Raw genomic sequence first — 22,610 nt, 5'->3', positions numbered from 1 at the left:
CCGCCATGGCCCGCTTCTTCATCGACCGCCCGATCTTCGCCTGGGTGTTGGCCATCGTGCTCATGCTGGCCGGCGCGCTGGCCATCAACACCCTGCCGGTCGCCCAGTACCCCTCGATCGCGCCGCCGCAGATCGGCATCACCGTCACCTATCCCGGCGCCTCGGCCGAGACGGTGCAGAACACGGTCGTGCAGGTCATCGAGCAGCAGATGAGCGGCCTTGACGGGCTGCTCTACTTCTCATCGCAGAGCAACAAGGACGGCAGCATCAGCATCAACCTGAGCTTTGCCCAGGGCACCGACCCGGACACGGCCCAGGTGCAGGTGCAGAACAAGCTCTCGCTCGCCCAGCCCCGCCTGCCCCAGGCGGTGCAGCAGCAGGGCATCCGCGTCGCCAAGGCCACCACCAACTTCCTGATGGTGATCGGCTTCATTTCCAAAGATGGCAGCATGGACGGCAATGCCATCGCCGACTACATCGCTTCCTACATCCAGGACCCGCTCAGCCGTACCCCGGGCGTGGGCGACTACCAGTTGTTCGGCGCGCAGCGGGCCATGCGCATCTGGCTCGATCCGGTCAAGCTGAACAACTACGCCCTCACCACCAGCGACGTCACCACGGCGATCGCGGCGCAGAACGTGCAGATCGCCTCGGGCGAGCTCGGCGCCCTGCCGCAACAGGACGGGCAGCAGCTGAATGCCACCATCATCGGGCCGTCCTACCTGCAGACCCCCGGGGAATTCGGTGCCATCCTGCTCAAGGTGAACGCCAACGGCTCGCAGGTGCGCCTGCGCGACGTGGCGCGCATCGAACTCGGCAGCGAGAGCTACAGCACCACCTCTGTCTACAACGGCCAGCCGTCCTCGGCGCTGGCGGTCAAGCTGGCCAGCGGCGCCAACGCGCTGCAGGCCGCGGCCAATGTCCGCGCCACGCTGGAGCGCCTGCGGCCGAGCTACCCGCAAGGGCTGGAGGTGGTCTACCCCTACGACACCACCCCCTTCGTCAGCCTCTCCATCGAGGAAGTGGTCCGCACCCTGTTCGAGGCGATCCTGCTCGTCTTCCTGGTGATGTACCTTTTCCTCCAGAATTTCCGCGCGACGCTGATCCCGACGCTGGCGGTGCCGGTGGTGCTGCTCGGCACCTTCGGGGTGCTCTGGGCGGTCGGCTTCACCATCAACACGCTCACCATGTTCGCCATGGTGCTGGCGATCGGCCTGCTGGTGGACGATGCCATCGTCGTGGTCGAGAACGTCGAACGGGTGATGGAGGAAGACAAGCTGTCGCCGCTGGAGGCGACCCGCCGGTCCATGGACCAGATCAGCGGCGCGCTGGTCGGCATCGCCCTGGTGCTCTCGGCGGTGTTCCTGCCGATGGCCTTCCTGGGCGGTTCCTCGGGCGTCATCTACCGGCAATTCTCGATCACCATCGTCAGTGCCATGGCGCTGTCGGTGCTGACCGCCCTGATCTTCACCCCCGCCCTCTGCGCCACCCTTCTCAAGGCGCCGAAGCACGGCCACGGGCCGAAGCGCGGCCTGTTCGGCTGGTTCAACCGTTTCCTGGCCGGCGGCACCCAGGTCTATGGCGGCGGCGTGCGGCACATGCTCAACCGCCGGCTGCGCTGGCTGGTGGTCTACGGGCTGGTGGTCGGCGGCATGGTCTTCCTGTTCCTGCGCCTGCCCACCTCGTTCCTGCCCAACGAGGACCAGGGGATGATGTTCGTCCAGGTCACCGCCCCGCCGGGCGCCGCCGCCGGCCGCACCAACCGCGCCCTGGAAGAAGTCTCCAACTACCTGCTGCACGAGGAAGCCAGCACCGTCAAATCCGTGCTGACCGTCGCCGGCTTCAGCTTCGGCGGCCGTGGCCAGAACGCCGGCATCGCCTTCATCAGCCTGAAGGACTGGAAAGAGCGCAGCACGCCGCAGCAGAGCGTGAACGCCCTGGCCGGGCGCTTCATGCGCCGCTTCGGCGGCTACCGGGACGCCATGATCTTCGCCTTCCCCCCACCGCCCATCATCGAACTGGGCAATGCCACCGGCTTCGACTTCCAGTTGGTGGACCAGGCCGGGCTCGGCCACGACACGCTGATGTCCGCGCGCAACCAGTTGCTCGGCATGGCGGCGCAAAACCCCCTGCTGGCCGCCGTCCGTCCCAACGGCCTGGATGACGAGCCGCAGTACCGGCTGGTGATCGACTGGGAACGCGCCTCCGCCCAGGGCCTGACCGTCTCCGATATCAACAACACGGTCTCGGCCGCGCTCGCCTCCACCTACGTCAACGACTTCCTCGATCGCGGCCGCATCAAGCGCGTCTACGTCCAGGGCGACATCTCCGCGCGCATGCAGCCCTCCGACCTCGACAAATGGTATGTCCGCAACAGCAGCGGGCAGATGGTGCCGTTCTCCGCCTTCGCCACCGCGCGCTGGGGCCATGGCTCGCCGAAGCTGGAACGCTACAACGGCGTCCCCTCGATGGAGATCCTCGGCACCCCGGCCCCGGGCCAGAGCACCGGCACCGCCATGGCCGAGATGGAACGGCTGGCATCGCGCCTGCCCACCGGCATCGGCTACGAATGGACCGGCCTGTCCTACGAGGAACAGCAGGCGGGCTCGAAGACGTTTGCCCTCTACGCGCTGTCGCTGCTGGTGGTCTTTCTCTGCCTCGCCGCGCTCTATGAAAGCTGGGCGATCCCGGTGGCGGTGCTGCTCGCCGCTCCGCTCGGCGTCGCCGGCGCGGTGCTGGCCACCTGGAGCCGCGGCCTGGAGAACGACATCTATTTCCAGGTCTCGCTGCTCACCACCATCGGCCTGACCGCGAAGAACGCCATCCTGATCGTCGAGTTCGCCAAGGCCGGCTTCGACCGCGGCGAGGATCTGGTCGCCGCCACGCTGGAGGCGGCCCGCCAGCGCCTGCGCCCGATCCTGATGACCTCGCTGGCCTTCATGCTCGGCGTGCTGCCGCTGGCGATCTCCAACGGCGCCGGCTCGGGCGGGCAGAACGCCATCGGCACCGGCGTGATCGGCGGCATGCTCGCCGGCACCCTGCTCGCCATCCTTTTCGTGCCGCTCTTTTTCGTCCTGGTGCTGAAACTTTTCCGCACCAGGCCCGCCGCGCAGCCACAGGACAGCGCGGCTCATCCGGCCCTGGGGCAGTGATCCATGCAACTCCGAACCTTCGTCCTGCCCCTGGCCGTGGCCCTCGCCGGCTGCAGCCTCGACCCCACCTATGAACGCCCCGCCGCCCCGATCCCCACCGCCTGGCCCACCGGTCCCGCCTATCCGGCCCTGGGGATCCCGGCCGCCGACGCACCCGCCCCCGATGCGATCGGCTGGCGCGACTTCTTCGCCGACCCGGCGTTGCAGAAACTGATCACCCTGGCCCTGCAGAACAATCGCGACCTGCGCGTCGCCATCCTGAACGTGGCGGCGCAGGAGACCCAGGTGCGGGTCCAGCGCTCAGCCCTGTTCCCCACGGTCAACGCCACCGCCTCGGAATCCGCCTCGCTGGCGCCGTACAGCTCCGCCCCCAACAATGTCACCACCCGTAGCTTCAGCGCGGGCATCGGCACCACTGCCTTCGAGCTCGACCTGTTCGGCCGCGTCCGCAGCCTGACCCGCCAGGCCTTCGAAACCTACCTTGGTCTGGAGGAAACCCGCCGCTCCACCCAGCTCAGCCTGGTGGCGCAGGTCGCCAACGCCTACCTGATCTGGCTCGCCGACCAGGAACTGCTCGACCTCACCCGCAAGACGCTCGAAAGCCAGGAACGATCCTATCGCCTGACCCAGCAGACCTACGACCAGGGCACCGCCACCACGCTGGCGCTGCGCCAGGCCCAGACCTCGGTGGAAACCGCACGCGCCAATCTCGCGCTCTACACGCGCCAGTTGGCCCAGGACCGCAATGCCCTGGAACTGCTGGTCGCCGGCCCGATCCCGGAAGAAACCCTGCGCTCGCGCCCGCTGCAGGCCACCCGCCTGCTGACGGAACTCCCCTCCGGCCTGCCCTCCGAGATGCTGCTGCGCCGCCCGGACGTGCTGGCGGCGGAACACAACCTGAAGGCCGCGAATGCCAGCATCGGCGCCGCCCGCGCCGCCTTCTTCCCCAGCATCTCGCTGACCGCCTCAGGCGGAACCTCCAGCCTGCAACTGTCGAAGCTGTTCCAGGGCGGCACCGGCGCCTGGAGCTTCGCGCCCCAGATCACCCTGCCGATCTTCACCGGCGGGGCCAACACGGCCAATCTGGACTACGCGAAGCTGCAGAAGGACATCAACGTCGCCCAGTACGAGAAGGCGATCCAGACCGCCTTCAGCGAAGTCGCCGACGCGCTCGCCGCCCGCGGCACCTACGACCAGCAGATCCAGGCCCAGCAAGCCCTGGTCGCCGCCTATGCCGATGCCTACCGGCTTTCCGAGATGCGGGTCCGTGCCGGGGTTGATACCTACCTCACCCAGCTCGATTCCCAGCGCTCGCTCTATTCCGCCCAGCAGTCACTGATCACGATGCAATCGCAGCGACTGCAGAATCTCGTCACGCTCTACAAGACACTTGGCGGCGGCTGGCAGGAACGCACCGTGCTCGCAGAGCAGAAGTCGCAGAAGTAAAGACGAGGGCTCCGCCCTCGACCCGGCAGGGGCCACAAGGCCCCTGCACCCCAGTCTCGCTGCGCGGCGGGACTCAGAACACCACGTGCGACGCGGTCCCGTGCAGCGGAATCACCGTGTAGGAATCAAGCTGCCTGGAGTGCGGCAGGCTGAACGTCAGGCCGTCGTTGCGGCTGATCCCCTCCGTGCTGATCCGCACCGGCCCGTACGGCGGCGTCATCTGCACATGCGGCAGCAGCAGGTTGAAATGGATCGATCCCAGGTCGAAGTTCGGCTGGGTGAGCACACTCACCACCGTGCCCAGGCCCGGGGTCTCGGTGACGTCGATCTGGTTGCCGGTGAAGCTCAGCGTGCGGCGGCCGTCCGCATAGGTGAAGTGCGGCCGGCCGTCGAAGCCGGACGTGCTGTACAGGACGCGCAGCCCCCCCCCTGACAGATTGAACTGGTTCGGCGTGATGACCTCGTCCGGACGCGGCGATGTCGCCGGCCGGGCATTCGTCTGCGGCATGATCCTTCACTCCTGGTTGCGGGGCGGGATCCGACCCATCCCGCCCGCCCGTGTGAAGCATCGCACACTATCGCATACATCCACGAACCCAAGACACAGGTCGCGGCGTCGCCCTCTCAGGCCGCGCGCTTCTGGCGCATGTACTCGCCGATGGCCTTGTCCTGCTTCTGGATATGCTCCTTGAACCATCCGGCGGCGAATTCGAAGAAGGCGCTGCCTGCTTCCGGCCGTCCGCTCCGCAGCGCCTCCCCGCGCGCGGCCAGGTCACGCAGGAAGCGCTCGTGGACCGCGCGATGTTCCACCAGGCCCGGATAGCCGACCCGCGCCATCAGCGCCTCTTCCTGGGTGAAGTGCTGCCGCATCGAGGAATCCAGCACCTGCAGCATCTCCATCGCGCCGGCGCCGCCCTCGCCGTCGATCATCCGGGTGAAGTAGCTGTTCATCTGCTCAAGGATCTCGCGATGGTGCCGGTCCACCTCGCGATCGCCCACCAACAGGGTGTCGTCCCAGTTGGCCAGCCGCAGCTTGTCCTTGTCGGACCGGACCTGATCGAGGAAGCGCGTCACCTCGCTCTTCAGCCGCACGGCGAGCTGCGCCAGCTCGCTCGCCGCGCCGTCGATCTGCCCGGCCGCGCCGCCGGTCTCCCGCGCCGCCACCTCGACATCGCCGATGCTGTGCGAGACCACCTGGGTGCCGCCGGCGGCCTGCTCGACATTGCGCGCGATCTCGCCGGTCGCCGCCGTCTGCTCCTGCACCGCCGCCGCCACCGAGCCGCTGATCTCGCTCATTTCGCCGATCACCCCGGTGATGGAACCGATCGCCTTCACCGCGTCGGCGGTGCCGCTCTGCACCAGCGCGATCTTGGTGGCGATCTCGTCGGTGGCCCGGGCGGTCTGGCCGGCCAACCCCTTCACCTCGCTCGCCACCACGGCGAAGCCGCGCCCGGCCTCGCCCGCACGCGCCGCCTCGATGGTGGCATTCAGCGCCAGCAGGTTGGTCTGCGAGGCGATGTTGTTGATCAGCGCGACGATCTCGCCGATGCTGGTGACGTTTTCGGACAGCTTGCGGATCATCTCGCTGGTGGTCTTCGCGGCGTCGTCGGCGCGGCGTGCCACCACCTGCGTGCGGTCCACCTGGCCGGTGATCTCGCGGATCGAGGACGCCAGTTCCTCCGTGGCAGCGGCGACCGTCTGCACGTTGGCCGAAGCATCCCGTGCGGCGCCGGCCACCGCGGTTGCCTGCCGGCTGGTTGCGTCCGCGGTGGCGGCCATCTGCTTCGAAGACGCCTGCAGCTCGACCGTCGCCGACGTCACCCCCTCGATCACCGAACCGACCTGGGATTCGAAACTGTCGGCCATCTTGCGCAGGGCCAGCCGCCGCTCCTCGGCGGCCCGGCGCTTCTGCGCCTCCTGCTCGGCGCGCATGCGCTCGTTGGCGATGATCTGCTCCTTGAATACGGCCATGGCCTTGGCCATCTCGCCGATCTCGTCGCCGCTGCCCTGCCCCGGGATCTCCACCGAGGTGTCACCGTTGGCCAGGTGCCGCATGGCTTTGGTCATGCCCACCACCGGCCGCGCGATCAGGCCGCCGATCCACCAGGCGCAGGCGGTGCCGAGTGCGATCCCGGCCACGGCGAGCCACAGCGACAGTTGCTGGACAGAGCTGATGGTCTCGAAGGCCTGGATCTCGATTGCGTGCTCGTCCTCGACCCCGCTGTCGCGGATGAAGGTGGTATCCTCGCTGAACCGCGCTGCGACCTCGGCACTTGCCTTGACAAGGTCGAAGGTGGAGGTCGCCAGCGTGGCGACACGCTCGAAGGCGGACTCGTAGCTGGGCGCCAGCGTGGCCACGTCGCCGAACGGCCCGGCCAGCGCCCCGCCTTTGGCCCGGTGCCCGAGCCGATCGAGCATCCCGCGCAAGCCGGCGAATTCCTGCCGGGCCTTGGGAACGAAGCCGGCATCGCGCCGGCCGATCATCTGGTTGGCATAGAGCCGGGCCAGCAGCCCGTGCTCGGCGATGGCGACCGCGCTGGCGACCAAAGCGGGGTCGTTGCTCGCCACGGCGGCCTCGCGCAGCGCCGCCGCCTGGGCGGAGAACCGGCCGCCGGTCGGGTCCAGCACCTCCGCGACCAGCCGGTCCTGCTCGCGCCGCTGGCGGCGGATGGTGTCGAAGTTCCGCATATAGGCTTCGAAGCGCTCGGAGAGGTCGCGCGTGCGCTGCAGGCGTTCGGGGCTGCGGATCACCTCCAGGGCGTCGCGGATCTGGCCGCGCATGGACTGGGCGATCTGCTCGCTCCGGTCCGCGTCGGCCTCGATGCCCGTCAGGGCGTATTCGCGGACGAACCGGCGCAGCTCGACCGCATCGCGGTCGAGCCGGCGGGCGATGGCCACGACCCTGACCCGCTGGCGGTAGACCTCGAACTGATCCTTGACCTGGGAAAACCCGCGCGCGGCAAGTCCCGACACGGCAACCAGCAACACCAGCACCACGGCAAAGCCGGCGATGATCTTGAGCTTGATCCCGAGCGCTTTCACGAAAGCAAACATGGATTCTCCTGGGACCGATGCCTGCACAATCGGTCATTTGCTTCGGGTGAAATCCGGTGGAGGTATCGGGCCCCGGTAGCCCATGCGCCCGAAGGATGGAGAATTCTAATACTTCTTCAACGTGAAAGAGAAGAAAATCTCAGCATGCACACGCAAAAGGCGTATGCCGTTACTGAATAACGGACGGCATTTCAAATATCACGTTGTCCAAACCCAGAATTATTTTAGTGTCAGGGCGTGGCCCCGGACAGCCCGGCCAGCGGGCAGGCAGCGGCCAGCGAGCGCAGCCGCGCGATCCGCGCGGCCGTCACCTCCGGCGCGTCGTCGGTCGCGCCCCGCTCCGTCTCGCCCGCCATGCGTGACAACGCCACCAGCCCGAACGCCGCCGCCGCGCTCTTGAGCGAATGCGCCTCCCGCAGCAGCGCCTCGCGCTCGCCGCGATCGAGCAGCTCCGTCATCTTCGTCAGCCGCGCCTCCATCTCGGCAAGGAACTGGTCGCGGATCATCGCATAGGTTTCCTTGCCCAGTTCCGCGATCATCTCGCGCACGGGACGGGGATCGAAGCCGGCCGCCTCTCCTGCCGGCGCCGTGCCCTTGGACGGGGCGGGATCCGCCGGCACGCCATCCGTCAGCCCGGCGGACAGGCGGGGCGCGTGCCGGGCCAGCATCGCCTGCAACGCCGCCAGCCGTACCGGCTTGGCCAGGAAGTCGTCCATCCCGACGTCCCGGCAATGCTGCTGGTCCCCCGGCAGGGCGTTGGCAGTCAGGGCGATGATGGGCAGGCCCGCGGCAACGCCCGGCATGGCGCGGATCGCGCGGGTGGCGCCGAGCCCGTCCAGGCCGGGCATCATCATGTCCATCAGCACCAGGTCGAAGCCGCCGCGGTGCATCGCCTCCACCACCGCGTGCCCGTCCGCGGCCACTTCCACCCTGTGGCCCAGGCGATCGAGCATGGCGGTGGTGACAAGCTGGTTGGTCTGGTCGTCCTCCGCCAGCAGGATGCGCAGCCCGGCCAGTCGCGGAGGCAGCGGCGAGGCGACCACCGCCCCCGCTGCCTCGCTCGCCCTGGCGTCCGGGGCAAGCGGCAGGCGCAGGCGGACGCGGAAGCAACTGCCCTCGCCGGGCCGGCTGTCCACGACGATGTCCCCGCCCATGCGCTCCAGCAGCCGGGCACAGATGACGAGACCGAGCCCGCTGCCGCCGAAGCGGCGGGAGATCGAGCCGTCCACCTGGGAGAATTCCTGGAACAGCAGGGGCAGTGCCTCCGGTGCGATGCCGATGCCGCTGTCACGCACCGTGAACGTCAGTTCCGCCTGCCCGTCGGCAACCACCGCCGGCGCGAGGCCGAGCGTCACGCCGCCCGAGGCGGTGAACTTGATGGCGTTGCCGAGCAGGTTCAGCAGCACCTGGCGCAGCCGCCCGGGATCGCCGAGCACCGCCGGCGGCGGGGCCGGCGGCAGTTCCAGCGTCCAGCCCAGCCCCTTTTCCGCCGCGCGCGCCTCCAGCATGCGGAACGTGCCCTCCGCCACGGCATCCGGCCGGAAGGGGATGCATTCGAACGGCATCTGCCCGGCATCGAGGCGGGAGAAATCGAGGATGTCGTCAACCAGCCGCAGCAGATGGTCGGCCGAGGCCTGCAGCCGGTCCACCCACAGCAATTGCTGCGCATCCAGCATCGTGCCCTGCAGCAGTTCCGCCAGCCCGATCACCCCGTTGATCGGGGTGCGGATCTCGTGGCTCATCGTCGCCAGGAAGCTGGCACGGGCGCGCAGCCCGGCCTCGGCGGCGTCGCGCGCCGCTTCCAGCGCCACCACGGCGCGGTGGCGGCTGGTCACGTCGGTGAAGATGCGGACGATGCCGCCCTCCGGCAGAAGGACGGTACGCACCTTCAGCACCGAGCCGTCCGGCCGCGCGTATTCCTCAGCCCGTTCCTGGCCGGTCATGGCGTCGGCCATCGACGTCGGGGGGGACTCCGGGTCCAGGTCGACGTCGCCGCGCGCCACCAGCCATTCGCGCAACTCCGCCCAGTCCGTGTCCGTCCCGGCCAGCTCCGCGGGCAACCCCAGCAGCTCCGCCGTGCGGCGATTGGTGACCAGCACGCGCCCGTCCGCCCCGGTGATCTGCATGCCCTGGCTGGTCGTCACCAGCATCGCGTCGAGCATCCGCATGGCCTCCCGCTGACGCCGCTGCAGCCCGTGCGAGACCATCAGGATGGCCAGGATCAGCAGGCTCACCCCGCCGGCGCCGCCGAGCACGAGGCCCTGCCGCTCGCGGAAATCCTGCAGCACCTTCGCTTCCGCCCGCCGCACCGTGACCCCGAGCGGCCGGTCGGCGATGCGGCGGAAGGCCAGCAGGCTCGCCTCGCCGCGGATCATCCCTTCGATGGTCCCGGCGTCCTCCGCCTGGGTGCGGGCCACGATCTCCGGGTGCTGAACCGGCTGGCCGATGCGGCTGGCCAGGTGCGGGCCGGTGGCCCGGGTGATGCCGTCGAAGCCGAACAGCACGATGGAGGATCCGTCCGCCGTTCCGACCGCCTCGTAGAAGCGCGACAACGCTTCCACGTCCACCGAGACGACGATGACGCCGCCGAACCCGCCGCCGGGGGCGCTGAAACGTCGGGTGAACTGCAGCGTCCATCGCCCGGTGGCGCGGCCGAACACCGGCTTGCTGATGAACAGCTCGTCGCGCTCGGTGCCGAGATGCACGCGGAAATGCTCGCGGTCGGACAGGTCCATGCGGCCGCCGAACCGGCCGACATTGGTCGCGCGCAGCATCCCGTCCGGACCGATCAGGCCGACCTGCACGATCAGCTCGTTGCGGAAGGAGGCGGTCTGCGCCCAGCCCGCCAGGTCGAAGCCCTCGCCCTGGCTCTCCAGCAGCGAGCGCAGCAGCAGGATGGTACGGTCGATGTTCTCGATGTCGCTGCGCACCTGGTGTTCCAGGATGCGCGCCAGCGTCGCCAGCTCCTCCCGCTGCGCCGCCACCAGCTCCGCCCGGCTCTGGCGCAGGTGCAGCGCCGCCGCGCCCCAGACCAGCGCCAGCGCCAGCCCGGCCAGCAGCAGCCAGGCCGGCGGCGGGCAGTGGCGGCGCAACGCTGCCATCAGGGCGGTAAGGCGGCGGCGGCGCCCCGGCATCGCCGCGCTACCGCATCACGCAGACCAGGGTCAGGTCGTCGTCAAGCCCGGCATCGGCACGGATCGCGCCGGCCAGCCGCTCCAGCGCCAGCGGGGCGGATCCGGTGCGCAGCGCCTCGGTGCACAGGCACTGCGCCCCCTCCTCACCGAGCAGGCTGCCGCCCTGTCCCGGCGCCTCGGCCTCGCTCAGCGCGTCGCTGTAGAGCAGCAGCGCCTCCCCCGCCATCCAGGACGCGGTGCGGGTCTCGTAGCGGGCGTCCTGGGTGATGCCCAGCGGCAGGCCGCTGCCGTCCAGCAGGCGCGTCGCCGCGCCGTTGCCGATCACCGGGCTGGTATAGCCCGCGGCGGCGTAGTCGATGCGGTCGCGCGCCACGTCGAGCACCGCGTAGAACATGGTGGCGAACTGCCCGGCCGCGAGCAGCGGCCGCAGCTTGCGGTTCAGGCTTTCCAGGAAGCGGCCGGGATCGGCATGGTCGGTCATGCCCTGCCACAGCAGGGTATGGATGCGGAAGGCGTTGATGGCGGCGATGGTGCCGTGCCCGACCACGTCCAGCGCGAACAGGCCGAACCGCTCGGCATCGATCGGCCAGGCTCCCCACAGATCGCCCGCGAGTTCGGTGGACGGGGCGAAGCGCGACGCCAGCGAGACCCCGTACTGCCCCTCGATCTGCGCCAGCAGCGCGGTGCCAGGCAGCAACGTCTCCTGCATCTGTCGCGCCGCCGCCAGCTCGGCGGTGGTGCGCTCGTTCAGCTCGCGCAGGCTGCGGATCAGCATCCGGTTCTGCAGGTGGCTGGTGATGCGCGCGATCAGCTCGGCCGAGTTGATCGGCTTGAGGATCAGATCGGTGGCGCCGGCGGCGAAGATGCGCGCCCGTTCGTCGGCCTGTTCCAGCCCGGTCATCGCCAGCACCGGCAGGTCGCTCCAGCGCCGGTCGCGCCGCAGCGCGCGGCAGGTGGCGAAGCCGTCCAGCACCGGCATCAGGATGTCGAGCAGGACAAGGTCGGGCGTCCGCTCCTCCAGCGCCGCCAGCGCCTGCTGCCCGTCCTCGGCGACGATGAGGTCCTCAAACCCCGCCCGGCGCAGATGCGCGGTGATGATGGTGCGGTTGGTCGGCCCGTCCTCCACCACGAGGATCGGGCATGCGGTCATGTTCGTCATGGTCGGGCAGGGTCGCATCGGCTGTCGTCGTCGGAAGGGGAAAGCCGGAACCGCATCGCCAGCGTGCGCGTCTCCTGGCGCCATTCGCAGTGCTCGCTCAGCATGCGGATCAGCAGCAGGCCGCGCCCGTGTGGCCGCGTCGCCGGCACGGCCGGGGCCGGGCCGGCGGGGACGAAGCCCTCGCCGCAATCGGACACCTCGACCCCGATCCGGTCCGGCGCATCCCGCACCACCAGCACCGTCACTGCCCGCGCCGCGAGCCGGGGGATCTGCAACCGCCTCTCGACCAGTTCGAGGAATGCCCCCAGCCCTTCCAGGCTGCCGCGCCCGGCGCTGGAAATGCCGAGATTGCCGTGCACCACGGCGTTGACCACTGCCTCGTGCAGGGCGATGTGGATGTCCTCGGCCGGTGCCTCCGCCAGGTGCAGGCGCCGGCGCAACGCGTCGCGCAGCACGGCGGCGATGCCGATCCGCCACGCCGTGCCGGTCTGCAGCGCCAGCGCCAGCTCGGCGCGCTCCGGCAGGCGCGGCGGCGGCAGGCAACCCGGTTCCACGAACCGCCCGGCGGGGGCCAGCAGTGCGGCGAGGATGGAGGCCTCGTCCGGTGTGCTCGCCTCGTTGCCGGCGACGGACCCACTCACGGACGGATGCCGAACAGCAGGTCGAATTTCGAGACACTGAGGATGCGGGCGACCTGGGCGCGCGCGCCGCGCAGGATGACGGCGCGGCCGTGCTTCTGCGCCGCCTCCCGCGCCAGCAGCAGCATCCCGAGCCCGGCGGAATCGATGTATTCGATCCCGCCCAGGTCCAGCGTCACCGCCTGCCCGCCGGGCCGGTCGACATGCTCGGTCACCACGGTGCGGAAGGCGGCATGCGCGGCGAATGTCAGCTTCCCCGAAAGCGACACTTCCGTGCCCTCCGGCCGAATATTGACCTTGATATCCATGATCGGTCCCTCGGGGTGGCTCCGCCTCCGGCATGAAGCGGCTAGAACAACTCGACGGTCTCGGCGGTGTCGCGGTGCTGTTCGGGCGGAGCCCTGCCGTCGCGCAGCCACCCGCCGAAGCGGTGCTGCACGTCGCTCAGGCTGCAGGCCGCCAGCACCTGCGCCACGCAGGCCGCGTCGATGGCGGATCCAGGCCCGCCCGGCAGCAGCGCCGCCCCCTCCTGCTGCAGCCGCGCCGTGGCCTCGCGCAGGGCCCCGATGACGCCGATGACGTTCTGCAGCCGGTTGCGCATGCGCTCGGTGAACAGCATGGCGGTGCCGAAGGCGTCGATCTCGGCGCTGATGGTGGCGGCGGACTGGCTCATGTCGTGCATCAGCGCCGCCACGTCCGCCCGCCGCTTCTGCAGCCCCACGAGCATGATGTCGAGCTGCCCCTTGGTGGTCAGGCTCTCGCTCATGTCGACGGTGGCGACCTCAGCCAGGCGCTGGCGGCTCGTGGTCAGCACCGCGGTGATGGCATTGATTTCCGTCCGCATCGAGGATGCCAGCGCGCTGGTCGAGACCGAAAGCTCGCGCACCTCGTTGGCGACCACGGCGAAGCCGCGCCCCGCCTCGCCCGCCCGTGCCGCCTCGATGGTGGCGTTGAAGGACAGCATCCGCGTGGTGCGGTTGACCTGCTCGATGTCGCGCACGCAGGCATCGGCGCGACTGAGATGGGTGGCGACGTCGTCCAGCGCGTAGACCATCGCCATGGATTGCTTCGACATCTCCAGCACCCGCTCGACCACCCCGGCGAGCGAGCGCTCCACCATGCGGATCAGGTCGCCGATCTCGATGGTCTGATCCCCGGCATCGATGCTGTCCACCAGCCGCAGGGTGCGGTCCAGCCGGCTGGTCTGCGCCCGGGCATTGTCGGAGAGGCGGTTGAAGGATTCGATCAGCACGGTGACGTTGCCGTCGACTTCCTCGGTGGTGCCGCCGAGTTCGGCGCACAGCGCCTGGAAGGCGCGGCGCTGCGTCTCGCCGAGCATGGACCAGCGGGCGAGCACCGCCTCGGCCTGCGCCCGGGCGGCGTCGGCCTCGCCGCGGCCGGGAGGGGGCGCCGGCATCGACGCCGCGTCGCTGAACTGGTCTCGCAAAGCCACGCCCCTGCGTCTCCATCGAAGAAGTGACCGCCAGGCTTCCGCCGTAACCAGGGCACCGGTCCGGGCTGGAGACCGGGACGGCAAAAGTCGAGCGTCTCACACAGTCCGCAACTATAAGTTGTTATGTTTCTATCCTCATGTGGCTGACGGAGCAAGATAAAACAAGGCATGAAAAATTTGGATTGACCTGCAATGAATACCTGCGGTCATCCAGTAACGGCCGGCACCGAATTGGCATCAACCCGGCGCATGGCCACTTGTTGACGGTCTGCACCCGTCCCGCCCTGGCACAATCCTCCTTGCCGCGCGGCCGGCGTGGACATCGGGAAGGAAAGGGGAAAAGTGGAACTTGATATTCTCCTGCGCGGGCAGTCGAACGCGTATCTGATGGTCGGCAACGAGTTCGGCGGCGCCGGCGGCCGGACCCTGGTGACCGAGGTCGAGCGCCTGCTGGGCTTCGACGGCCGCGCCGACCAGGTGCATCTGCTCGCCAACACCTACACGCCGGGGGAGAAGACGATCAGCGGCGAAACCGCCTTCGTCGGCGACTGGGTCGGAAAGGGCACCGACAGCGCCTGGCAGGTGCTGCCGCCCGAGCAGGAACTGCTCACCTACATCACGCGCCACGCGCATCCGCTGGCGACCGAGACGGCGATCCTGTGGCTGCACAGCGAGTACGACACCTGGCGCGACCGCGACCTGACCGCGACGGAATGGGAAAGCGCCGTGCGTGCCGATGCCGGCTGGGTGCGCCAGGCGCTGGGCAAGGATGCTGCGCACAGCCCCTACGCGTTCGTCAGTGCCATCCCCTTCCGTGACGCCTCCGACACCGTCACCGAGGCGATCCGCCAGGGCATGGAGGATCTCGCCGCCGACCCGTCCTTCAACGCCCTGGTCGGTGCCCACGCGCTTGATGTCGACATGAACTACACCTTTCCGCACGAGGTCCGGCGCGGCGAGTACGGCCTTGCGCACATGTCCCGCCAGGACACGGTGCAGACGGCGCTGCGCCTCGCCCGCGCGCTGGCGGAGAAATGGGCCGTCTATGCCCGTCCCGGCTCGCCGGTGGCGCTGGCCGGCGGCGACATCGACGCCACCGGCCCCTGCGTCGTCAGCGCCACGGCGCAGGATGCGCGCACGCTGCTGGTCGGGGTGGCGCAGGACCACTCCGCGGGCTTCGCCCCGCTCGACGCGCAGGCGGCGGAGGGGATCGGCTGGACCGTGCGCACATGGAGGCGCGTCATCTCCGCCGACCGTGTGGAGGTGCTGGCGCCCGATCGGCTGCGCATCCATTTCGCCGCCGACCTGCCCGCCGACGGGGTGCTCTGCTACGGCTACGGCCACCGCCGCCTCGCCCCCGACAACCAGCCCGGCGAGGGCAACGGGATCTACGACCGCGACGGCATGCCGCTCTGGGCGCCGGCGAATTATGTGCGCATCACCCCCGCCCCTTCCCTCGCCCGGGTGGCGGCCCCGGCCAGGACGGCGATGCGCTTCCTCGGTGCCGCCACCGCCCCGGTGGCCAGGACGGGCGGGCAGGCGCCGGGCCTCGCCGAGGCGATCGCGGCGGCACAGGATGCCGGCCCGTCGGGCTTTGCCTTCCGGGCGCCGCCATGACGGCGCAAGGGCGAAGGCCCTGTGCGTCTGCCCCCAGGCTCAGGGCCAGCGTCGCCGGCCGAGCCAGGACTGCGCCGCCGCCAGCATCGCCCTGCTCCGCCGTCGCGGGGCCGGAGCAGGAGCGACGGCGCGGAGGGCGGGTGGCGTCCCCCGCGGAGGCGGTGCCATCGGTGGCTGCGGTGGGGGATCGGGCGGATCGAGCCAGTCCGGTGTGGTCCCGGGCATCTCCCCCGCCAGCACCCATTTGCCGAACCGTGACAGGCGCTGCCCGCCCCCGGCATCCGTCGCGGACGGACCATCCGTCGCTGTGTCCCCCGGGGCGTCCCCCGGGACGGACTCCGCCACACCCGGCGCGGCAACGGCACGGCCTGTCCTGCGACCCTGCCGCAACGCCCCCCAGGGATCGCGGAAAAACGCCAGCTTCGGGCGGCCGCACACCGCATCCAGCGTGGGCAGCCGCTCCAGCGGCAGGGCGCAGAGCTCGCGGAACGCCGCCACCGGCCGCGCCAGGCCGGGCAGCATCTCCATCGCCGCCAATGCCGGCGAGGCGGCGGGATCGGCGTAGTCCGACCGGCGCAGGATGAAGGCGTCCTCCTGCACCTGTGGGTCGAACTGCACCAGCAGGTCAGGGCAGAGCTCCAGCGCGTGCAGGCTCAGTTCCAGCGCGATCAGCGCGAAGCGGTCGAGATGCGGGGCGAAATCACCGCTTCCCCGACGCGGCGACTGGAAATCCCGGTGCCCCAGGTCGGCCGGCTCGCGGCAGGGCATGCCGGGCACGAACATGCCGTCATAGTCGACGAAGCGCAGCCGGCCGGCGGCATCGACCAGGATGTTGCGCGGCTGCACGTCGCCATGCGCGTAGCCGTACCGCTTCTGCTCCAGCGCGAAGTCCAGCACCTGCCCGCGCAGCCGCCGCAGCGCCGCGCGATCGGCACGATGCGCGCGGACGAAGTCGAGCAGGGTCGGCCCCTCGATCCATTCCATGCGGATCACCGGCAGCGCCGCCCGGCCCTGCCGCAGCCCCTGCGCGAGGAAGGTGAAGGGCACGAAGAAGCGCGATCCCAGCCGCTCAAGGAAAGCCGAGATCGCCGCGTAGCGCGCGAACAGGTCCGGGATCTCGCGGGTGAAGCAACGCACGGCGATGTCGGGGCCGGGGCCGGCGAAGCGGTAGGTCAGCGCCGAGGCGCCGGAGACCGGCACCGGCAGGCCCAGCGCGTCGGTGACGGCGACGCGGCGGGTGATCTCCGCGTCGGTGAAGCAGAGGCCGGGGACCTGCACCAGTTCGTTGTAATCGGCGGCGGCGGGGAACCTCATTGCGGCTGCAACGCCAGCAGGGTGCAGTCATCGCGGGCCAGCCGGCCGGCTGCGGTTTCCTCCGCGACCAGGGCGGCGAAGCCGGCCGCGTCGGGCAGGCCGGCCAGGCGCCCGAGCCGCTCCGCCCGTGCCGCCCCCTCCCCTGCCGCCACCCAGGCGGCGAGGGCATCGGTGACGGCGAGCAGCCGCGTGCCTGCCCATCCCTCGGCCGGTGGCGGCAGCAGCCTGCGCCCCGTGGCGAAGGCGTCCGCCGTGTCGGGAAAGGCGCCGTGGCCGGCATGGCTGCACGGCAGCACCGGCGCGCCGGCGAAATCCTCCGGGTCGAGGCGTGGATGCATCGCCATTTCTCCCTCCGGTCCCATCACGAACAGCACGGTGTCGCCGATCGCCTCGACCACCAGCCCCTCTCCGGTGAAGTGGAACCCCAGGAAGGTGGCGTAGCTGCCCTGGTGAAAGGCGTGCCAGGCCGACCAGTCGGCCGGATCGGGGGTGTTGCGGGCGTGGAAATAGCGCCGTGCCGCCTCCAGCCAGTCCGGTCCGGGCGTGGGATCGAGCACGAACTGCCGGCACAGCGCCCGCGCCCAGCCGCGCGCCGCATATGAGGTCGAGGCGCCATCGCCCAGCGCGTAGCGCCGCAGCCCGCGATGCAGGCAGACCGCGTCCTCGGAGGGGCACAGGCTGTCCTTGCGGGTGCGGAAGACGCGGCAGCGCGGGGCCGGCGGGGCAGGATCGGGCTTGGATGCGGCGGCGCCGGACATGGTCGATCTCCGCGTTGTCATTGCCGGGCATCAGGTTCAATCCCCGGTGCCTGAACCTTGCGGAAGCACAAGATGCCGACTCTCCAGGAATCCCCGGTCTTTCCGACCCTCGCCACCGATCGCCTGGCGCTTCGCGCGCTCGGCCCCGACGATCTCGATGCCTATCATGCGCTCATGCAGTTGCCGGAGACGACGCGGTTCTCGAACTGGCCGGACAGTCCCGGCCGCGATCATATGGAAGGCTACATCAAAAGGCGGATAGAGAATTTCGCGAGCGGACAGGGATGTTCCTGGGCCATCGATGACCGTCCCTCCGGCCGGTTCATCGGCTGCATCCGGTTCAATTATTTCATCAAGGACTGGAAATGCGGCGAGGTCGGCTACGAGCTGCACCCCGATTTCTGGAATCGCGGCCTGATGACCGAGGCGCTGCGGGCCATCGTCGCCTGCGGCCACACCGTGTTTGGCCTGCACCGCATCGATGCCTGGACTCTGCCGGGGAATCCGGCCTCCGACCATGTCCTGCAGAAGGCGGGGTTCCGTTACGAAGGGACCCTGCGTGGCCGCGGCTGGTGGAAGGGATCGTTTCACGACTTCCGGATCTTCGGGCGAATCGTCGGCGATCCAGCGCGCTGAGAGCACCCGATACAGTTGAAATCATTCCGCACCTCCCTCAATATCGCGAAGGCTTCAAACGGGAGGAAAACGCCATGTCACGTGGCCCTGGCCTTGTACTGGTGCTCAACTGCGGAAGCTCTTCTCTCAAGTTCGCTCTGCACGAGATCGGCGTTCGCGCACCATCCTTGAGCGGCCTGGCCGAAAGACTTGGCGAGGACCACGCAACCATTACCGTAAAAGATGGAAATACCAAAACCACCCGCCAATTGCCAAACGCCACCCATGCGGTCGCTCTCGACGACGTGCTCAACGTATTGGCGCAACATGGATGGCTGGACCGGCTCTCGGCCGTGGGCCACCGGGTGGCACATGGCGGCGAACGCTTTGCCGCCTCGGTGATCATCACCCCGCAGGTCATCGCCGACATCGAGGCCGCCAGCCACCTCGCCCCGCTGCACAACCCCGCGGCGCTGCTCGGCATCCGCGTGGCGCTGCAACGGCTGCCCGGGATCCCGCATGCCGCGGTGTTCGACACCGCCTTCCACCAGACCATGCCCCGGGCCGCCTACATGTATGCGCTGCCGATGTGGGCCTATCGCGACCATGGGGTGCGCCGCTACGGCTTTCATGGCACCAGCCATCGTTTCGTGGCGCAGGAAGCCGTGCGGATGCTTGATCTCGACCCGCACGACCATGGCATGGTCATCGCCCATCTCGGCAACGGCTCTTCCGCCACCGCCGTCGTCAATGGCCGGAGCGTCGATACCACCATGGGCCTGACCCCGCTGGAGGGCCTGGTGATGGGCAGCCGGTCCGGCGACGTGGACCCCGGCGCGCTGGTCTACCTGATGCGCAGCAATGGCTGGACGGTCGACGAGCTGGACACGATCCTGAACCGGCAGAGTGGCCTGTTTGGCCTGTCGGAGCTGTCGCATGACTGCCGGGAGCTGACGCAGGCGGCCGCTTCCGGCGATGACGGGGCGACGATGGCGATCGAGGTGCTGGTGCACCGCCTGGCCCGTGCCATCGGCGGGCTGGCGACGTCGCTGCAGCGGCTCGACGCGGTGGTATTCACCGGCGGCATCGGCGAGAACGCCGCGGGCATCCGCGAGATGGCGCTGCGGCGGCTCGCGCCGCTCGGGCTGGACATCGACCCCGATGCCAATTCCCTGGCCGTGGGGGGTGTCTCCGGCCTGATCAGCGCCGGCAGCAGGCCGGCCGCCCTGGTGGTCAACACCAACGAGGAGTGGATGATCGCCTGCGACACCGCGGAGCTGGCGCAGCAGCAGCAGACCGCCGCCGTAGCCTGACGCCTGACGTCAGGGGCACCGGATGAACCGTCACGAATGCAGGAACTTTCCGGCAGCGGCCGTCAATCACCTTGAGCCCCCTCACACGGTGTGGGACGGTACTTCCCTGTATGGCGACATGACAACCGCATCGGGGTTGCCGCCCCCCCTCGCCGAAGGAGGGCAATCATGGAATTCGTACCTGCGGTCAGACAGGCTTTTCAGCGGTACGTGGACCTGAAGGGGCGTGCGTCCCGCTCGGAGTACTGGTGGTTCATCCTGTTCACCGTGCTGGTGTCCTTCATCTGCGGTATCCTGGACATGGTGCTGGATTCGGTGATTGGCACCGGTGACCTGTTGTTGCCTCTGGGCACGATCGCCCTGTTGGTGCCCAGCATCACCGTGGCCGTCCGCCGCCTGCATGACCTCGACAGGTCGGGCTGGTGGGTGCTGCTGGGCCTGATACCGGTGATCGGCGAGATCATTCTGATCGTCTGGTTCGCGACCCCGGGCAGCCCTGGTCCCAACCGCTACGGCGGCGATCCTCTGGGCGGGCAAAAGCCGGTGCCGGCATAGAACAAAAAGCCGGAGCATGCCGAACCTTACGCCATCTGGCGAAGGGACCAGACACTGCCTGCAGCCGCGACGGCGAGGCCGGGTGAGGCAAGCGCGGCGCGATCTACTCGCACTGCAGTCTGTCCCGGTTTTCCAGCCAGTCTGACTGCAACGTCGAGGCACGATGCATCCCGCAAAAGCAGGGCTGTGCGCCGGACGGCCATGCTGCAGGCCACGCTCCGCCGGCACGCCGCCGCGCCTCCCGGCGCGGGGCGTCGAGCGCCGGGAAGCGCCGGGGATAAGGCGCGACCGCGCTGTCCGACAGGTTGTTCTGCCCCATGATCCTGGTGACCACCGAAAAATACGAGGGTGTCCATAGCGTGACGTTCGGCAGGCTGACGAACTCGCCCTGCGTCCCGCGCGAAGGGTCGAACAGATGATGGCGGTGCTGACGGGGATCGAAGAGCGAGAACCGGACGTCGGGCCGTTGCGTGCCCAGCGCAGCCTCGTGCGTCGCGACATAGGCAGTCACCATCTTCGCCAGGCTCAGCCCTTGCTCACAGGCCATGGCGTCGATGGTCTTGCTGGCATGGTCGCCCGTCAGACGGAGACCGAATTGCTCGTAGGCGTCGAAGCCGACGCCGCGGGTGCGCAGTTCGACCGTGTGGACAAGATATTCCTGCTGGCGGGCGAACCAGTAATCTTCAAGCTCCAGCGAGGACATGTTGTCGAGGGCACGCCGATCCGTTTGCCGGCAACTGCGGTAGATGGTGGTCTTGGCAGAGCAGTGAAAATGGTCCGCCACCCGTAGCGAGGGCACGTGCTTCACGAGACCGACGCGGATCGCCTGCTTGGTTGCCTCGCCCAGCCTGCCCGGATCATCGCTGGCGGTGAACAGGTTTCCCGCGACACGCCCTTCCAGGCCGCCGCCGATCTGCTGGCCGTCGGCGCCGGTGGCGTAGCGGCTGTCGATGCACTTCAACACGATTTCAGCCGGTGCCTGGCCTTCCCGGGCCATTTCCAGTTTGCCCTTCAGGGCCGCCCGGCCCAGCCTGGAGGTCTCCCGCAAACTCGCCGCTGCCGCCTGGGCCATGCTCCGCAGGGCGGCTTTGAGCAAGAACCAGCGAAACGACGCCGAGGCCTGATGCGCGCTGCGTTCCGCCGCATCGATGATGCCCCCGACGGTTTCGTCACGGTGGTTGATGGTCTGGCCGCCGACCATCAGGTGCCCGGCGACATGCCACAATTCAGGAGATAAGTTCTCGAAGGCTTGTTCTATCTTGCGCAGGGTCTTGTGCTCAAACAGCCCGATGAACCAGCGGTCGGCCACGGCGAGTCCGGCGTCTATCGACATGGTGCGCTTCCGTCCTGAGGCGGCGTTCCGCGCAGCCATCCCGCGCGCATGGCCGGCCAGCCACCGGCCTCGTTTGAACCGCCCGCGCGACGAATGTCGTTGACGGAAATCAATTGAATGGCCGTGCGCCCCCCTGGCCCCCCACCTCCGGTCAGCCTGCATCTCCCGCGGCCCTCGCGGGCGCATCGACGTGGCGTCAGCGATCGGCCGCCGCCAGCCGGGGCCGGGTGCCGATCCGGAAGAAGCGCACCACGTCCTCGATCCCGGCATTGTAGACATAGCCGCGGCAGCCCGGCGCGAGCTGCATCTGCGCCTCCTCGCCACGGCGCCGGAATTCCTCGGGCAGCACGCTGCTCATGCGGAACAGCATGCGCGCATAGGAATCCGGCAGCGCCTTCTCCTCGGTGGGGAAGCGGATGGGGGTGCCGCCCTCGCCGGAGACATGCAGGTTCAGCAGCAGCACGGTGCCGTCATCGGTGCCGCGCGCGGTGATGCGGCCCGCCGCCGCCTCCACCGCCGCCTCGTCGCCGTCGGTCGCCTCGCCGTCGGTCACATGCAGCACCGTGGGCGGAAAGGATCGCGGATATTTTTCGCACCATTCGGCCACCATCTCCGCCGCCGTCTCCAACCCCTGGCACATCGGGGTGTTGCCGGAAGCGGCCGGGTCGAACCAGACCGGGAAGCGCACCTCGGTCTCCACCAGCCCGCCGGCGCCGTCCGGCACCTGCTTGCGCCGGGTCTCGACCCGCATCGGGCTGCGGCCGAGCGCGCTGACCGGGGAGATGTGCACGCCCGCCAGCGCGCCCCCGAGCGCGGGCCGCACCTCGTTGCCGGCGTAGGACAGCACCCCGACGTAGAAATAATCCAGGATGCCCTCGGGCTTGCGGCAAGCGGTGACCAGTTCCATCAGGCTGCGGTTGAGCACGTCCGCCAGCAGCCCCGCCTTGGTGACGCCCTCGCCCGTGGCACCGCTGAAGCGATCAGCCATCGACGCCGACTGGTCGAGCACGAGCACGATGCAGGTCGGGTTGGTCCGACTGATTTCGGCTGCGTACGGCATCCCCTCGTC

The 22,610-nt window shown here is 69.3% G+C and carries 17 protein-coding genes; 6 read left to right on the top strand and 11 right to left on the bottom strand.

Features of this window, described 5'->3' with window-relative positions; genetic code table 11:
* Positions 1 to 5 precede the first annotated feature (5 nt).
* Positions 6 to 3,152 (top strand): efflux RND transporter permease subunit, encoded by a 3,147-nt coding sequence (locus NBY65_RS20615; protein WP_150039509.1) that lies wholly within the window; start codon positions 6 to 8, stop codon positions 3,150 to 3,152.
* Positions 3,153 to 3,155: 3 nt separating this feature from the next.
* On the top strand, positions 3,156 to 4,598 hold the full coding sequence (locus NBY65_RS20610) for an efflux transporter outer membrane subunit (protein WP_150039508.1): 1,443 nt from the start codon (positions 3,156 to 3,158) through the stop codon (positions 4,596 to 4,598).
* 73 nt (positions 4,599 to 4,671) lie between these two features.
* On the opposite strand, the gene NBY65_RS20605 is transcribed toward NBY65_RS20610, so the two are convergent.
* From NBY65_RS20605 to NBY65_RS20575, 7 genes are all read right to left on the bottom strand, one after another.
* Positions 4,672 to 5,106, bottom strand: a complete 435-nt coding sequence (locus NBY65_RS20605; protein ID WP_150039507.1) for a hypothetical protein — start codon at positions 5,104 to 5,106, stop codon at positions 4,672 to 4,674.
* A gap of 116 nt (positions 5,107 to 5,222) precedes the next feature.
* Positions 5,223 to 7,652, bottom strand: a complete 2,430-nt coding sequence (locus tag NBY65_RS20600) for a methyl-accepting chemotaxis protein (protein WP_150039506.1) — start codon at positions 7,650 to 7,652, stop codon at positions 5,223 to 5,225.
* A 230-nt stretch (positions 7,653 to 7,882) separates the two neighbouring features.
* Complete coding sequence (locus NBY65_RS20595) at positions 7,883 to 10,786, bottom strand: ATP-binding protein (protein ID WP_150039505.1); 2,904 nt, start codon at positions 10,784 to 10,786, stop codon at positions 7,883 to 7,885.
* Between the two features lie 7 nt (positions 10,787 to 10,793).
* Entirely contained in the window at positions 10,794 to 11,936 is a 1,143-nt protein-coding gene (locus NBY65_RS20590; protein WP_162530431.1) for a PP2C family protein-serine/threonine phosphatase, read from the bottom strand.
* Between the two features lie 5 nt (positions 11,937 to 11,941).
* On the bottom strand, positions 11,942 to 12,586 hold the full coding sequence (locus NBY65_RS20585; RefSeq protein ID WP_162530430.1) for an ATP-binding protein: 645 nt from the start codon (positions 12,584 to 12,586) through the stop codon (positions 11,942 to 11,944).
* The gene (locus NBY65_RS20580; RefSeq protein ID WP_150039503.1) at positions 12,583 to 12,891 is read right to left on the bottom strand and encodes an STAS domain-containing protein; all 309 of its coding nucleotides are present in this window, start codon (positions 12,889 to 12,891) and stop codon (positions 12,583 to 12,585) included. Before NBY65_RS20580 ends, NBY65_RS20585 begins: the two co-directional genes overlap by 4 nt.
* Positions 12,892 to 12,932: 41 nt before the next feature.
* On the bottom strand, positions 12,933 to 14,036 hold the full coding sequence (locus NBY65_RS20575; protein ID WP_150039502.1) for a methyl-accepting chemotaxis protein: 1,104 nt from the start codon (positions 14,034 to 14,036) through the stop codon (positions 12,933 to 12,935).
* A gap of 342 nt (positions 14,037 to 14,378) precedes the next feature.
* On the opposite strand from NBY65_RS20575, the gene NBY65_RS20570 reads away from it, so the two are divergent.
* Complete coding sequence (locus NBY65_RS20570; protein WP_150039501.1) at positions 14,379 to 15,653, top strand: hypothetical protein; 1,275 nt, start codon at positions 14,379 to 14,381, stop codon at positions 15,651 to 15,653.
* A 39-nt stretch (positions 15,654 to 15,692) separates the two neighbouring features.
* Here NBY65_RS20570 and NBY65_RS20565 read toward each other — a convergent pair whose 3' ends face one another.
* A complete protein-coding gene (locus NBY65_RS20565) occupies positions 15,693 to 16,967 on the bottom strand; it encodes a protein kinase family protein (protein ID WP_150039500.1) in 1,275 nt (424 codons plus the stop codon).
* Positions 16,964 to 17,725: a hypothetical protein gene (locus NBY65_RS20560; RefSeq protein WP_150039499.1), complete on the bottom strand. Its 762-nt coding sequence runs from the start codon at positions 17,723 to 17,725 to the stop codon at positions 16,964 to 16,966. Before NBY65_RS20560 ends, NBY65_RS20565 begins: the two co-directional genes overlap by 4 nt.
* A gap of 72 nt (positions 17,726 to 17,797) precedes the next feature.
* Here NBY65_RS20560 and NBY65_RS20555 point away from each other — a divergent pair, with 72 nt between their 5' ends.
* From NBY65_RS20555 to NBY65_RS20545, 3 genes are all read left to right on the top strand, one after another.
* A complete protein-coding gene (locus tag NBY65_RS20555) occupies positions 17,798 to 18,361 on the top strand; it encodes a GNAT family N-acetyltransferase (RefSeq protein ID WP_150039498.1) in 564 nt (187 codons plus the stop codon).
* Between the two features lie 74 nt (positions 18,362 to 18,435).
* Positions 18,436 to 19,653 (top strand): acetate/propionate family kinase, encoded by a 1,218-nt coding sequence (locus NBY65_RS20550; RefSeq protein WP_150039497.1) that lies wholly within the window; start codon positions 18,436 to 18,438, stop codon positions 19,651 to 19,653.
* A gap of 168 nt (positions 19,654 to 19,821) precedes the next feature.
* Complete coding sequence (locus tag NBY65_RS20545) at positions 19,822 to 20,208, top strand: DUF805 domain-containing protein (RefSeq protein WP_150039496.1); 387 nt, start codon at positions 19,822 to 19,824, stop codon at positions 20,206 to 20,208.
* Between the two features lie 103 nt (positions 20,209 to 20,311).
* On the opposite strand, the gene NBY65_RS20540 is transcribed toward NBY65_RS20545, so the two are convergent.
* Positions 20,312 to 21,541 carry a hypothetical protein gene (locus NBY65_RS20540; protein ID WP_150039495.1) on the bottom strand — a complete coding sequence of 410 codons (1,230 nt, stop codon included), beginning with the start codon at positions 21,539 to 21,541 and terminating at the stop codon, positions 20,312 to 20,314.
* 196 nt (positions 21,542 to 21,737) lie between these two features.
* A complete protein-coding gene (locus NBY65_RS20535; RefSeq protein ID WP_150039494.1) occupies positions 21,738 to 22,601 on the bottom strand; it encodes a vWA domain-containing protein in 864 nt (287 codons plus the stop codon).
* Positions 22,602 to 22,610: the final 9 nt, after the last annotated feature.

The organism is Rhodovastum atsumiense (assembly GCF_937425535.1).
GTDB classification, from domain to species: domain Bacteria; phylum Pseudomonadota; class Alphaproteobacteria; order Acetobacterales; family Acetobacteraceae; genus Rhodovastum; species Rhodovastum atsumiense.
Note: the sequence above shows the minus strand (reverse complement) of the source record. Positions and strands in the feature narration are given on the sequence as shown.

Bases quoted from the DNA above. Each gene is read 5' to 3' on its own strand.
- NBY65_RS20615 (WP_150039509.1), top strand. From the start codon at position 6: ATGGCCCGCTTCTTCATCGACCGCCCGATCTTCGCCTGGGTGTTGGCC.
- NBY65_RS20610 (WP_150039508.1), top strand. From the start codon at position 3,156: ATGCAACTCCGAACCTTCGTCCTGCCCCTGGCCGTGGCCCTCGCCGGC.
- NBY65_RS20605 (WP_150039507.1), bottom strand. From the start codon at position 5,106: ATGCCGCAGACGAATGCCCGGCCGGCGACATCGCCGCGTCCGGACGAG.
- NBY65_RS20600 (WP_150039506.1), bottom strand. From the start codon at position 7,652: ATGTTTGCTTTCGTGAAAGCGCTCGGGATCAAGCTCAAGATCATCGCC.
- NBY65_RS20595 (WP_150039505.1), bottom strand. From the start codon at position 10,786: ATGCCGGGGCGCCGCCGCCGCCTTACCGCCCTGATGGCAGCGTTGCGC.
- NBY65_RS20590 (WP_162530431.1), bottom strand. From the start codon at position 11,936: ATGACCGCATGCCCGATCCTCGTGGTGGAGGACGGGCCGACCAACCGC.
- NBY65_RS20580 (WP_150039503.1), bottom strand. From the start codon at position 12,891: ATGGATATCAAGGTCAATATTCGGCCGGAGGGCACGGAAGTGTCGCTT.
- NBY65_RS20565 (WP_150039500.1), bottom strand. From the start codon at position 16,967: ATGAGGTTCCCCGCCGCCGCCGATTACAACGAACTGGTGCAGGTCCCC.
- NBY65_RS20560 (WP_150039499.1), bottom strand. From the start codon at position 17,725: ATGTCCGGCGCCGCCGCATCCAAGCCCGATCCTGCCCCGCCGGCCCCG.
- NBY65_RS20555 (WP_150039498.1), top strand. From the start codon at position 17,798: ATGCCGACTCTCCAGGAATCCCCGGTCTTTCCGACCCTCGCCACCGAT.
- NBY65_RS20550 (WP_150039497.1), top strand. From the start codon at position 18,436: ATGTCACGTGGCCCTGGCCTTGTACTGGTGCTCAACTGCGGAAGCTCT.
- NBY65_RS20545 (WP_150039496.1), top strand. From the start codon at position 19,822: ATGGAATTCGTACCTGCGGTCAGACAGGCTTTTCAGCGGTACGTGGAC.
- NBY65_RS20540 (WP_150039495.1), bottom strand. From the start codon at position 21,541: ATGTCGATAGACGCCGGACTCGCCGTGGCCGACCGCTGGTTCATCGGG.
- NBY65_RS20535 (WP_150039494.1), bottom strand. From the start codon at position 22,601: ATGCCGTACGCAGCCGAAATCAGTCGGACCAACCCGACCTGCATCGTG.